We start from the raw sequence: 13115 nt of genomic DNA, 5'->3' as shown, positions 1-13115 counted from the left end.
GAAACAGGCGCACGGGGTGAAAAATATGCGCCGGCGCTTTATAGTGGCCGACCTCCGTTTCATCAAGTAGCCGAGCCCCATGTCCGAGCCACGCAAGATCCTCGTCACCAGCGCCCTGCCCTATGCCAATGGTTCCATCCATCTTGGCCATATGCTTGAGTACATCCAGACCGATATGTGGGTGCGCTTCCAGAAGCATCGCGGCAATCAATGCATTTATGTCTGCGCGGACGACGCCCACGGTTCGGCCATCATGTTGCGCGCCGAAAAGGAAGGGATCACCCCGGAACAACTGATCGCCAATGTGCAGGCTGAACACAGCGCCGACTTTGCCGAGTTCCTGGTGGATTTCGACAACTTCCACTCGACCCACTCCGACGAAAACCGCGAGCTGTCGAGCCAGATCTACACGCGCTTGCGCGACGCCGGGCACATTGCCACGCGTTCGATCACGCAGTATTTCGACCCGGAAAAGAAAATGTTCCTGGCCGACCGCTTCATCAAGGGCACCTGCCCTAAATGCGGCACTGAAGACCAGTACGGCGACAACTGCGAGAAGTGCGGTGCCACCTACGCACCGACTGACCTGAAGAACCCGCGGTCGGCTATCTCCGGCGCCATCCCGGTGCTCAAGGATTCCCAGCACTTCTTCTTCAAGCTCCCGGATTTCCAGCAGATGCTGCAAACCTGGACCCGCAGCGGCACCCTGCAGGACGCCGTGGCCAACAAGATCGCCGAATGGCTGGATGCCGGCCTGCAACAGTGGGACATTTCCCGCGATGCACCGTACTTCGGTTTCGAGATCCCGGACGAGCCGGGCAAATACTTCTACGTCTGGCTGGACGCGCCGATCGGCTACATGGCGAGCTTCAAGAACCTCTGCGCCCGCCGTCCGGANCTGGACTTCGATGCCTTCTGGGCCAAGGACTCCACCGCCGAGCTGTACCACTTCATCGGCAAGGACATCGTCAACTTCCACGCCCTGTTCTGGCCGGCGATGCTCGAAGGCGCCGGTTTCCGCAAGCCGACCGGTATCAACGTGCACGGCTACCTGACCGTCAATGGTCAGAAAATGTCCAAGTCCCGNGGCACCTTTATCAAGGCACGCACGTACCTGGACCACCTGTCGCCGGAATACCTGCGCTACTACTACGCGTCCAAACTGGGCCGTGGCGTCGACGACCTGGACCTGAACCTGGAAGACTTCGTACAGAAGGTCAACTCGGATCTGGTCGGCAAAGTCGTCAACATCGCCAGCCGTTGCGCCGGGTTTATCCATAAGGGTAATGCCGGCCTGCTGGTGGCCGAAAACGCCGCACCGGAGCTGACCGAGGCGTTCCTGGCTGCCGCGCCAAGCATTGCCGACGCCTATGAGGCGCGCGACTTCGCCCGTGCCATGCGCGAGATCATGGGCCTGGCCGACCGCGCCAACGCCTGGATCGCCGACAAGGCCCCGTGGTCGCTGAACAAGCAGGAAGGCAAGCAGGCTGAAGTCCAGGCTATTTGCGCCACGGGCGTCAACCTGTTCCGCCAGTTGGTGATCTTCCTCAAACCGGTGCTGCCGTTACTGGCCGCCGATGCCGAGGCGTTCCTCAACGTTGCACCGCTGGTCTGGAACGACCACGCCACCTTGCTCAGCAACCATCAGTTGAACGAGTTCAAGCCGTTGATGACCCGTATCGACCCAGTGAAAGTCCAGGCCATGACCGACGCTTCGAAAGAAGACCTGACCGCCAGCGCAACCGACACGGGCAATGCGGCNCCTGCCGGCAATGGTGAATTGGCCAAGGACCCGATTTCCGCGGAAATCGATTTCGACGCCTTTGCCGCCGTGGACCTGCGTGTCGCGCTGATCGTCAAGGCCGAAGCCGTGGAAGGGGCCGACAAGCTGCTGCGCCTCACCCTCGACCTCGGTGGCGAGCAACGCAACGTGTTCTCCGGGATCAAAAGTGCTTATCCAGACCCGTCCAAGCTCGATGGTCGCCTGACCATGATGATCGCCAACCTCAAACCACGGAAAATGAAGTTCGGCATTTCCGAAGGCATGGTGATGGCGGCTGGCCCTGGCGGCGAAGAAATCTACTTGCTGAGCCCGGACAGCGGCGCCANGCCGGGTCAGCGCATCAAGTAAGTTTCTGCGCTAAATCGATCCCACAGCCGTGCCTGGTGCGACTGTGGGATTTTCATATCTGGCCCCACCCTCCGTCCTTGCCGGATAATGCCTAAGCTTTTTAGACCGCTCCGTTAAAAAGCCCTCTTTCTACCGGCACGATCATGACCGAGATATTTCTTACGCTTATCAGCGCTGCCCTGATCAACAACCTCGTGTTGCACTGGCCGCTGGGCGTCGATCCGCTGCTGGGCAGCGAGCGCGATCAGGTTCATGCGTTGGGTATTGCGACGACGTGCCTGATGCTGATGGTCGGCATGCTGGGCTACTCGGCCTATTACTGGCTGCTGGTGCCGCTGGAGCTGACTTCGCTGCGCCTTTTCGTATTCCTGCCATTGAGCGTTCTGCTGATTGGTCCACTGTTGAAACTGCTGTCGCGCTTACTTCCCAAACGTTCATTCGATGGCCTATGGCCGTTGCTGCTGGGCAACGCGGGTGTGCTGGGGCTGACATTGCTCAATACCACGCACGACCAGGGATTCTTTCACGCCACTGCCCTGTGCCTCGGTGCCGGGCTGGGGTTCTGGCTGGTGCTGAGCCTGTTCAGCGACTTGCGCCAGCGCACTCTCGATAACGATGTTCCCCTGCCCTTTCGTGGCCTGCCGATCGAACTGATCGGCGCCGGACTGATCGCAGTGGTTTTTCTCGGGTTCAGCGGGCTGATCAAAACATGAGTCTGATTCAACGCATCGACGCCCTCTTGCCGCAGACCCAATGCGGCAAGTGTGGGCACCCGGGCTGCAAGCCTTACGCCGAGGGCATCGCCAGCGGCGAGCCGATCAACAAGTGCCCGCCAGGGGGCAGCGAAACCATCTCGGCGCTGGCCGAGTTGCTGCAAGTGCCGGTACTGGAACTGGACGTCAGTCGCGGCTAGGCCCCAGCACAAGTCGCCTATATTCGCGAAGCCGAGTGCATCGGCTGCACCAAATGCATCCAGGCTTGCCCGGTGGATGCGATTGTCGGCGCCGCCAAGTTCATGCACACCGTCATCATGGATGAGTGCACAGGTTGCGACCTGTGTGTCGCGCCGTGCCCGGTGGATTGCATCGAAATGCGGCCACTGCCCTTGGCCACGGTGCTGCCGATTGTCGGTGGCCTGGCGTTCAGCCTTGAGGAACAACGGGCGCGCACCGCCAAACGCAATCATGCGCGGCGTCGCTTCGAACAACGCAACGCCCGCTTGCGCCGTGAGGAAGAGCAGAAGCTCGCCGAACGCCAGGCCCGCGCTCAACGCGCCCTGCCGCACAGCGAGGTGCCGACGCTCGACCCGGTTCAGGCTGCACTTGAACGGGTGCGTGCGCAGAAAGCGGCAAACGCTGATGCGGCGTTGAAAAAAGCCAAGATCGACCTGGCGATGAGTCGTGCGCAACTGAACAAGTCGCTCAAGGCGTTCGGGCATCCGCCGACCTTCGAGCAGCAGTCGCAACTGATCGTGCTGCAACAGCAATTCGAAGTGGCGGAGCAAGCCTTGGCGAAGCTGGAAAACAACGCGCCGCCAATTCCGGCACCAGCGGCGCCTGCGAAGGACGCCGAACTGAAACGGGCGAAGATCCAGCTGGCCATGCGCCGCGCCGAACTCAACAAGGCGCGAACCGGCGAAGCTGCGGCTGAACTGATTGCAGCGCTGGAACACGCGGTGATGGACGCCGAGCGTCAGGTCGATGCCTATGTCGCCCCTTGAATCGGTGGACGAACGCCTTCAGCAGGCCATGAAGCTGGTGTTGCTGGCCACGGTGCCGGGCATGCTGGCGTTGTTCTGGTTGTATGGCTGGGGCGTATTGATCAACCTGTTTCTGGCGGTCCTGACCGCATTGGCGGTTGAAGCCGCGGTATTGCAACTGCGCAAGCAATCGATCAAACCGACCTTGAGCGACGGCAGCGCTCTGGTCAGCGCGACGTTACTGACCCTGGCCTTGCCACCTTATTGCCCGTGGTGGCTGACGGTCAGTGCGGCGACATTCGCGCTGCTCGGCAAACACCTCTACGGTGGCGTCGGCAAGAATCCGTTCAATCCGGCGATGCTCGGTTTTGCCCTGGTGCTGGTGGCCTTTCCGCAGCAAATGACCCTCTGGCCGTCGGCCCACGGCATGAATCTGCTCGGTGGCTTGCAACAGGTCTTCGGCTTCGGCCAGGCGCCAGATGCCTGGGTCCAGGCCACGGCGCTGGACAGCCTGCGGATCAACAAAAGCCTGACCATGGATGAACTCTTCTCGAGCAAGCCGGCGTTCGGTCATTTCGGCGGGCGCGGTGTGGAATGGGTCAACCTGGCCTTTCTCGCCGGCGGCGCGTTTCTTCTGCAACGGCGGGTGTTCACTTGGCATGCACCGGTCGGCATGCTTGCCAGTCTGTTCATCATCAGCCTGCTGTGCTGGAACGGTTCGGGTTCCGACTCCAATGGCTCGCCGCTGTTTCACTTGCTCACCGGCGCGACCATGCTGGGTGCATTCTTTATAGCCACCGAACCGGTGTCCGGCGCAAAAAGCCCCGGTGCCCGACTGCTGTTCGGTGCCGGCGTGGGATTACTCACCTACCTGATTCGTACCTGGGGCGGTTACCCGGACGGCTTGGCGTTTGCCGTGTTGCTGATGAACCTGTGTGTCCCGGCGCTGGAGCGGTTAGTCGCGTCCAGGCAGGAGCAGATTGCCCCATGAACCGAGCGACGAGCGTTGTGATTCTGGTGCTGCTGGCCGGGCTGGGAATTGGCGTGACGTACTTCGTGCAACATGCCAGCGAACCGCGCATCAGTGCGCAACAGCGCTTGATCGACAGTCGCACCCTGCTTGACCTGCTAACGCCAGACAGCTACGACAATCAACCGCTGGACCAGCCACTCGTCCTCGAAAATATTCGACTGCCCAACAGCACGCTGCTGGGCGGCTATTTGGCGACCAAGGCCAGCCAACCGAGCGCGGTGTTGCTGCGCAGCCAGACCCTGGGCTACGAGGGCTCCATCGAGCTGCTGATCGCCATCGGCGCCAACGGCAAGCTGCTGGGGGTCAAGACCCTCAAGCAATCGGAAACCCCCGCGCTGGGCGGCAAGATTGCCGACTGGCCCAATACCTGGCTTCAGGTGTTTACCGGCAAGTCTCGAAACGACCCCGGCGACACCGGCTGGGCCTTGAAAAAAGATCAGGGTCAATTCGATCAGATAGCGGGCGCGACCATTACTTCACGAGCGGTGATCAGCGCCGTTCATGACGCGTTGCGTTTCTTCGACGAACACCCGCAACAGTTGATCGGGAGCAGCGCGCATGAATAAGACATCGACACTGCGAAACGCTCTGATGCTTGCGCCTCTGATCGGCGCTACGGAAGCCTGGCTGACCGCCCTCGGCCTGTGGCTGATGTTCTTCGTGGTGATCAATGCCTATGACGTCAGCATGGCCGCCTTGCGATCACGGCTGATCCCGTCCACCCGCTTGCTTGCGAGTATCCTCTTGGCGGCCACCTTGACCAGTTGCGCGGAACTGGCTGCGCAGGTCGGCTCACTTCAATGGCATCAGCACGCGGGGATCTATGCAGGATTGATCGCCCTGCAATGCGTGGTGCTGGAACACAATGGTTTTTTCCAGGAACCGCGGCTTGATCGCTTGCGCCTCTGCGGCCTGTTTGGCGCGCTGATGGTGGGCCTTGGCCTGGTGCGCGAGCTGATCGGCAACAGCGGCCTGCACTTCGCTACGCTGGTCCCCGGCGGATTCATCCTTCTGGGCCTGCTGATCGCCGCCTGGCAGGCCTGGCACCGACCGACTCCCTCACACTGACCGACTTCGAGGAAACGTACTGTCCATGAATGCCGCAAAACGTCTGGAAATTTTCCGCAGGTTTCACGAAGACAATCCGGAGCCCAAAACCGAACTGGCCTACTCTTCGCCGTTCGAGTTGCTGATTGCCGTCATTCTGTCCGCCCAGTCGACCGATGTCGGCGTGAACAAGGCCACCGCCAGACTCTACCCGGTGGCCAATACGCCGGCGGCGATTCATGCCTTGGGCGTGGAAGGTTTGTCGGAGTACATCAAGACCATCGGCCTGTACAACAGCAAGGCCAAGAACGTCATCGAAACCTGNCGTTTGCTGGTGGAGCGTCATGGCGGCGAGGTTCCGCAGACCCGCGAGGAGTTGGAAGCGCTACCCGGCGTCGGCCGCAAGACCGCCAACGTGGTGCTCAATACCGCTTTTCGCCAACTGACCATGGCCGTGGACACCCATATTTTTCGGGTCAGCAACCGCACGGGCATTGCACCGGGCAAAAACGTGGTCGAGGTGGAGATGAAGCTGATGAAGTTTGTCCCCAAGCAATACCTGCTCGATTCACACCATTGGCTGATCCTTCATGGACGCTACGTTTGCCTGGCCCGCAAGCCNCGNTGTGGCAGCTGCCGTATCGAAGACCTGTGCGAATACAAGGACAAGACGTCCGACGATTGAGGGATCATTGGTTTTCTCGATCAGTCGATTGAAAAAATCTTTTTTACCCGTTCATGGATTATCGTTATAAGGAGCGCCAACGGCAGTCTTAGCCTGGAGTTAACCTTATGAGCACTGGCAAAGAGCAATTGGACGTAGAAGACGACTTCACACCCGTTGAGGCCGATGACGCTGAACCGGTGGTTGAAGTGGCAAAGACCAACCTGAGCAAACGCCGCACCATCGACAATCTGCTGGAGGAGCGCCGACTGCAAAAGCAATTGGCCGATTACGATTTTGACCTTTGACACCTGAAAGCCTCCCGAAACGGAGGCTTTTTACTGAGTGCCGCCCCCCCGATGAACGCCCTTTCATCGCGCCTCGTCAATCGCCAGTGCGTTCATACCAGTCCATTGCGTTGAGCGAGTTCGATCAGATCCACCAAAGAGCGAGCATTGAGCTTCAACAACAGGCGTGTCTTGTAAGTACTGACGGTTTTATTGCTGAGGAACATTCCATCGGCAATCTCCTTGTTTGTCTTTCCTCGAGCCAACTGTTGCAACACCATCATTTCGCGCCCGGACAGACGATCCACCATATCGGCTTCACTGGCATTCCCGAGACTGGAACGAACGGTGTGCAGCGCTTGATTCGGAAAGTAGCTGTAACCCGAAAGTACGGCCTTTATCGCACTGAGCAACTCAGTGAGATCCTGTTGTTTGCAGACATACCCGGCGGCTCCCGACTGCATGCAACGCATTGAAAAATGTCCGGGGGCCTGAGAAGTCAATATCAGCACTTTAAGAGGTATCGCCGTTGTTGTCAGACGCGCAATGACTTCCAACCCGTCCAGCTTCGGTATTCCAATATCCAGAATGACAATATCCGGCATAAGTTCGCGGGCAAGTTGTAACGCATCCACACCGTTATCTGTTTCTGCAATGACTTCGTAGCCATGACGCTCCATCAGCATGCGCACAGCAAGACGAATGACGGGATGATCATCCACGATCAGCACTTTATTCATGAGAAAGTCCAATTTCGCTGTTCGAATTATTTAGAGCAAGCACAATAGCCTAGTCGTTTCATCCGTGGCATGCCGGTCCCCTCGGCCACCCGCAGCGAGAGACATTCCCTACAAACAAGCAGGACATGTCTTACAAAAATCACACGAGTACTGTGTGTCTTAAATTTTACCGACCCGTCGGCACGGTGCTTTTAAACCTGTTTTCGTATCGATTTACATCAGGAAATCAAAGAAACCAGAGGCTGGCCGAAGCATCCGACAAACGCTGACGATTGAACTACGCTTAAAAAGTAACCGATATTGTCAGGCGAGCATTCACACCCGCTCATTAAAACCCAGACCTTCCAACTAAAACCATTACACCAGGCAACACTTCAGAAACAGCAATCAACCCTGCACTTATTAAATCAAGAACAACAAAAATACCCGAGACGCAAACAATACAGCTACTATGATAACCGTTAACAAACCCATTAAAAGGACACCACCAAAACAGTAGACCTCCCTCCCAAACACAGCGACTTACCAAAAACCGGAACCTCTCCATAAATTGATCGAGAACAGACAATCTTTCATGAGCAAACAACATGAACAAATTCAAAACAAGAATTTCCAACCCCATGACAATCATTGCGATATTCGCAACACTGTCTGAAACTTCAGCTGCTATTTCTCTTCCCTTTCTCGACAATAAGGAACGGGAGATCTATATCTGGTTTCTTATCAGCTTCCCCTTTTACTTGCTCTTTCTATTCTTCGTCACACTCAACTTCAACTATCGATCGCTTTACGCGCCCTCTGATTTTGAGAAAGGTAAGCACTTCATCAAGGCCATGGCCGATGCCGATTACTCGCAAGTCAATACACCCGAGCATTTGGAGCCCCCCTTACGCGCAACGGTGTTGCTAAAGGATCTGCACATTGTCGATGCTCGATGGATGAACAACAAAATGGATTTCAATACCTTGATGGAAAAGGTCCAGCAACCACAGGAAAACCCTGCGCGCGTGATCGTGTTTCTAACGTGTACTGATTCAGAGGCGTTGCTGAAGGAAGGCGCACACAAGCATTCGAAACAAACAAAGAAACGCAACAGCACTGCGTTCTGGGTTGCCTACAATTTGAGCTCACATGGCATGACGACGATGGCTTGAGCGCCAATAGCAGAAGACAGCTCTCGAAGGGCAATCGGAGAGCAAAGCAGACGAAAGCTTATTTGTAACAACAACAAGAAAGTTGAAACATGATACCTGGCAGGAAAAATCCCTCTTTCAGAATTGTGGCCTTGTCACCGACAAGGCCACATTTCCATTACCTTCGTGGCCGCTTCAAAGGTCTCAGAACAGCTTCCGGCCTTTGTTCGCAGCAATGCGCATGCGCAAGGCGTTGAGCTTGATGAAGCCTGCCGCGTCCGCCTGGTTATAAGCACCGCCGTCTTCTTCGAAGGTGGCGATATTGGCGTCGAACAGCGACTCATCAGACTTGCGACCGGTAACGATCACGTTGCCTTTGTACAGCTTCAAGCGCACCACGCCGTTCACGTGAGCCTGGGAGGCGTCGATCATCTGCTGCAGCATCAGACGCTCTGGGCTCCACCAGTAGCCGGTGTAGATCAGGCTGGCGTACTTGGGCATCAACTCGTCTTTGAGGTGAGCCACTTCGCGGTCCAGGGTGATGGACTCGATGGCGCGGTGAGCACGCAGCATGATGGTGCCGCCCGGGGTTTCGTAGCAGCCACGGGACTTCATGCCCACATAGCGGTTCTCTACGATGTCGAGACGGCCGATACCGTGTTCACCACCGATACGGTTCAGGGTCGCCAGCACGGTGGCCGGGGTCATTTCGACGCCGTCCAGCGCGACGATGTCGCCGTTGCGGTAGGTCAGTTCCAGGTATTGGGCCTTGTCAGGAGCGTTCTCCGGGGAGACGGTCCATTTCCACATGTCTTCTTCGTGCTCGGTCCAGGTGTCTTCCAGCACGCCGCCTTCATAGGAGATGTGCAGCAAGTTGGCGTCCATCGAGTACGGGGACTTCTTCTTGCCGTGACGCTCGATCGGGATGGCGTGCTTTTCAGCGTAATCCATCAGCTTTTCACGGGACAGCAGGTCCCACTCACGCCAAGGGGCAATCACTTTCACGCCTGGCTTGAGTGCGTAGGCGCCCAGTTCGAAACGAACCTGGTCGTTACCCTTGCCGGTNGCGCCATGGGAAATGGCGTCGGCGCCTGTTTCGTTGGCGATTTCGATCAAGCGTTTGGCGATCAGCGGACGTGCGATGGAAGTACCCAGCAGGTACTCGCCTTCGTAGACGGTGTTGGCGCGAAACATCGGGAAGACGAAATCGCGGACGAATTCTTCGCGCAGGTCGTCAATGTAGATCTCTTTCACGCCCATGGCTTGCGCCTTGGCACGTGCAGGTTCGACCTCTTCGCCCTGACCCAGGTCAGCGGTGAAGGTCACCACTTCACAGTTATAAGTATCCTGCAGCCACTTGAGGATCACCGAAGTGTCCAGGCCGCCGGAATACGCGAGAACGACCTTGTTTACGTCGGCCATGCCATCACTCCACGGGGTTGTACGGAAAGCCGTGAAGTCTACCGGTCATACGGAATAATTTACAGAGGCGCGACAGCTTATGACGACGAAGCGACAGATTCTGTCGAGCGAGCGACGATGACCGGCGAGTCAGGAAGTAGCCGGTGTGCTGCCCGTAGCGACTTGAGGCGCGACTTTCTCGGTCGGCGCTACCCGTTCCAGGCGCACGGCGACCCGGCGATTTTTCGCGCGGTTGCTGGCGTTGGTGTTCGGCGCCACAGGGTAGCGCTCACCGTGNAAACGCAGAGTGACCTGCGATTCCTGGATGCCGTTGGCCTTGAAGTAGTCCATGACCGCCAGCGCACGACGGCGTGAGACGTCGCGGTTGGTCAGGCGGTTGCCGCTGTTGTCCGAATGGCCATNNANTTCAATGTGATTGACCGTCGGATCCGCCTTCATGAACTCCAGCATCACCTGCAACTGCGCCTTGGCTTGCGGATCGAGATCAACGCCTTCACCCGGGAAGCCGATCTCGGACTGTTTGACCTGCTCGAAATTCTTCGGCAGCAGTTTCGCCACGCAGCCCTGATAGTCGTTGAAGGCCTTGCTGAACTTGACCGGCAACAAGCGCACTTCAGAGACGCGGCCATCGCCAGAGGAATGTCGGATGACAGGACTGCGGCCGTCCATCAACCCGCTGATCAGGCGCCCGGCCTGAACTTGCGAACTGTTGAACAACACGTTGCCGCTGCCGATTCTCACCGAACCCAGGTTGATGTCGCCACGTCCCGGTTGCCACGGTGCAGCGGCCGCCAGCAGGGTCGCTGAACCGCCGCCGATCATCGCGTTGTAAGCTTTCAGACGAAATGTCGCCTGCTCGCCGGCCCGGCGCACGAACTCACCCGAACCGAAATCGGTGATCGGCTGGGTCAAGCGGCACTCGAACTGGTCACCTTCGACCGTCCACTCNATACTCTCCAGACGTGTCTGGAAAGTGAGCGCCATCGCAGGGAGGCTGGCGAACACACTGAGCAGGGCTAGATAATGCTGGCGCACGGGAGGCTCCACTGGTTTCTACAACATTCAAAGCGTCATACGTCGTTAAGGCATACCTTGGGATATCGGTAGCGTCCTGCAAAACTTGATAGCGAGTGCCTGCAAGAGTCTTTTCCGGTAGCATTCCCACCAGATTGACCCGCCTGGAATCCCCAATGTCCGACCGCCTGACCCTGCTGCGTCCCGACGACTGGCATATTCATCTTCGCGATGGTGCTGCGTTACCCCAAACCGTGGCTGATGTAGCGCGCACGTTTGGTCGCGCCATCATCATGCCTAACCTGGTACCTCCGGTGCGTAATGCCGCAGAAGCCGACGCCTATCGCCAGCGTATTCTCGCTGCACGACCGGCCGGCAGCCGCTTCGAACCGTTGATGGTGCTCTACCTGACCGACCGCACCCAGCCTGAAGAAATTCGCCAGGCCAAGGCCAGTGGCTTCGTGCACGCCGCCAAGCTGTACCCGGCGGGCGCGACCACCAACTCGGACTCGGGTGTCACCAGTATCGACAAGATCTTCCCTGCACTTGAGGCCATGGCCGACGTCGGGATGCCCTTGCTGATTCACGGTGAAGTCACCCGCGGCGATGTCGATGTGTTCGACCGCGAAAAAATCTTCATCGATGAGCACATGCGNCGTGTGGTCGAGCTGTTCCCGACCCTCAAGGTGGTGTTCGAACACATCACCACTGCGGATGCCGTGCAGTTCGTCACCGAAGCTTCGGCCAATGTCGGTGCGACCATCACCGCGCATCACCTGCTCTACAACCGCAACCACATGCTGGTGGGCGGGATTCGGCCGCACTTCTATTGCCTGCCGATCCTCAAGCGCAACACCCACCAGGTGGCGTTGCTCGATGCCGCCACCAGCGGCAACCCGAAGTTCTTCCTCGGCACCGACTCCGCACCCCACGCCCAGCACGCCAAAGAAGCCGCGTGTGGCTGTGCCGGTTGCTACACCGCGTTTGCTGCGATCGAGCTGTACGCCGAAGCGTTTGAACAGCGCAATTCCCTGGACAAGCTCGAAGGTTTCGCCAGCCTCAACGGCCCGCGCTTCTATGGCCTGCCCGTAAACACCGATCGCATCACCCTGGTCCGCGATGAGTGGACCGCCCCTACCAGCCTGCCGTTTGGCGAGCTGACTGTTATCCCGCTGCGCGCCGGTGAAACACTGCGCTGGCGCCTGCTGGAGGAAAGCAAGTGAGTGAAGACCATTTCGACGACGAACAGGACGGTCAAGGCGGCGGAGGTGGTTCGCGCCACCCGATGGCTGAGCGCTTCCGTGGGTACCTGCCAGTTGTNATCGACGTAGAAACCGGTGGTTTCAATTGCGCCACCGACGCCCTGCTGGAAATCGCCGCCACCACCATCGGCATGGATGAAAAAGGCTTTGTGTACCCCGATCACACCTATTTCTTCCGTGTCGAACCTTTTGAAGGCGCGAACATTGAAGCGGCTGCGCTGGAATTCACCGGGATCAAACTCGATCACCCGCTGCGTATGGCGGTGAGTGAAGAAGCGGCGCTGACCGATATCTTCCGTGGCGTGCGCAAGGCGTTGAAAGCCAACGGCTGCAAACGGGCGATTCTGGTCGGGCACAACAGCAGCTTCGATCTGGGTTTCCTCAACGCCGCTGTCGCGCGCCTGGACATGAAACGCAACCCGTTTCACCCGTTCTCCAGCTTCGACACCGCCACCCTCGCTGGCCTGGCTTATGGCCAGACCGTGCTGGCCAAGGCCTGCCAGGCCGCCGGTATCGACTTTGACGGCCGTGAGGCCCACTCGGCGCGCTACGACACCGAGAAGACCGCCGAGCTGTTCTGCGGCATCGTCAATCGCTGGAAGCAGATGGGCGGCTGGGAAGACTTCAACGACTGAGGTCGTTTCCCGCGCATAAAAAAACCGGCCTCNNCGGCCGGTTTTTTT

General features: G+C 58.2%; 13 protein-coding genes and 1 pseudogene. 11 read left to right on the top strand and 3 right to left on the bottom strand.

Going from position 1 to position 13115, the window contains the following annotated elements:
- Positions 1–79 precede the first annotated feature (79 nt).
- The 8 genes and pseudogenes from metG (at position 80) to B7L09_RS23965 (ending at position 6882) form a co-directional block, all read left to right on the top strand.
- A complete protein-coding gene (gene metG / locus B7L09_RS24000; RefSeq protein WP_094470914.1) occupies positions 80–2131 on the top strand; it encodes a methionine--tRNA ligase in 2052 nt (683 codons plus the stop codon).
- Positions 2132–2274: 143 nt separating this feature from the next.
- Complete coding sequence (locus B7L09_RS23995) at positions 2275–2844, top strand: Rnf-Nqr domain containing protein (protein ID WP_094470913.1); 570 nt, start codon at positions 2275–2277, stop codon at positions 2842–2844.
- Positions 2841–3851: pseudogene (rsxB, locus tag B7L09_RS23990) on the top strand (electron transport complex subunit RsxB). The gene B7L09_RS23995 and the pseudogene rsxB overlap by 4 nt, the downstream one beginning before the upstream one ends.
- Entirely contained in the window at positions 3838–4821 is a 984-nt protein-coding gene (locus tag B7L09_RS23985; protein ID WP_094470912.1) for an RnfABCDGE type electron transport complex subunit D, read from the top strand. Before rsxB ends, B7L09_RS23985 begins: the two are co-directional and overlap by 14 nt.
- On the top strand, positions 4818–5429 hold the full coding sequence (locus B7L09_RS23980) for an RnfABCDGE type electron transport complex subunit G (RefSeq protein WP_094470911.1): 612 nt from the start codon (positions 4818–4820) through the stop codon (positions 5427–5429). The genes B7L09_RS23985 and B7L09_RS23980 overlap by 4 nt, the downstream gene beginning before the upstream one ends.
- Positions 5422–5931 carry an Rnf-Nqr domain containing protein gene (locus B7L09_RS23975; RefSeq protein ID WP_094470910.1) on the top strand — a complete coding sequence of 170 codons (510 nt, stop codon included), beginning with the start codon at positions 5422–5424 and terminating at the stop codon, positions 5929–5931. The genes B7L09_RS23980 and B7L09_RS23975 overlap by 8 nt, the downstream gene beginning before the upstream one ends.
- Positions 5932–5956: 25 nt before the next feature.
- Positions 5957–6595 carry an endonuclease III gene (nth, locus tag B7L09_RS23970; RefSeq protein ID WP_094470909.1) on the top strand — a complete coding sequence of 213 codons (639 nt, stop codon included), beginning with the start codon at positions 5957–5959 and terminating at the stop codon, positions 6593–6595.
- Positions 6596–6702: 107 nt separating this feature from the next.
- A complete protein-coding gene (locus B7L09_RS23965; protein WP_007898493.1) occupies positions 6703–6882 on the top strand; it encodes a PA3496 family putative envelope integrity protein in 180 nt (59 codons plus the stop codon).
- A gap of 92 nt (positions 6883–6974) precedes the next feature.
- Here B7L09_RS23965 and B7L09_RS23960 read toward each other — a convergent pair whose 3' ends face one another.
- The gene (locus B7L09_RS23960) at positions 6975–7601 is read right to left on the bottom strand and encodes a response regulator transcription factor (protein ID WP_094470908.1); all 627 of its coding nucleotides are present in this window, start codon (positions 7599–7601) and stop codon (positions 6975–6977) included.
- A 587-nt stretch (positions 7602–8188) separates the two neighbouring features.
- Here B7L09_RS23960 and B7L09_RS23955 point away from each other — a divergent pair.
- Positions 8189–8755, top strand: coding sequence for a hypothetical protein (locus B7L09_RS23955; protein WP_094470907.1), 567 nt, complete (start codon positions 8189–8191; stop codon positions 8753–8755).
- Positions 8756–8938: 183 nt separating this feature from the next.
- On the opposite strand, the gene B7L09_RS23950 is transcribed toward B7L09_RS23955, so the two are convergent.
- Positions 8939–10156 (bottom strand): argininosuccinate synthase, encoded by a 1218-nt coding sequence (locus tag B7L09_RS23950; RefSeq protein ID WP_048720141.1) that lies wholly within the window; start codon positions 10154–10156, stop codon positions 8939–8941.
- Positions 10157–10285: 129 nt separating this feature from the next.
- Complete coding sequence (locus B7L09_RS23945) at positions 10286–11191, bottom strand: flagellar protein MotY (protein WP_094470906.1); 906 nt, start codon at positions 11189–11191, stop codon at positions 10286–10288.
- Positions 11192–11346: 155 nt separating this feature from the next.
- On the opposite strand from B7L09_RS23945, the gene pyrC reads away from it, so the two are divergent.
- Both pyrC and rnt read left to right on the top strand, forming a co-directional pair.
- Positions 11347–12393 carry a dihydroorotase gene (gene pyrC, locus B7L09_RS23940; RefSeq protein WP_094470905.1) on the top strand — a complete coding sequence of 349 codons (1047 nt, stop codon included), beginning with the start codon at positions 11347–11349 and terminating at the stop codon, positions 12391–12393.
- Positions 12390–13067, top strand: coding sequence for a ribonuclease T (gene rnt / locus B7L09_RS23935; RefSeq protein ID WP_094470904.1), 678 nt, complete (start codon positions 12390–12392; stop codon positions 13065–13067). Before pyrC ends, rnt begins: the two co-directional genes overlap by 4 nt.
- Positions 13068–13115: the final 48 nt, after the last annotated feature.

It is taken from the genome of Pseudomonas mandelii (assembly GCF_002251635.1).
Lineage (GTDB): Bacteria > Pseudomonadota > Gammaproteobacteria > Pseudomonadales > Pseudomonadaceae > Aquipseudomonas > Aquipseudomonas mandelii_B.
This window is presented reverse-complemented; position numbering and strand designations above follow the sequence as displayed.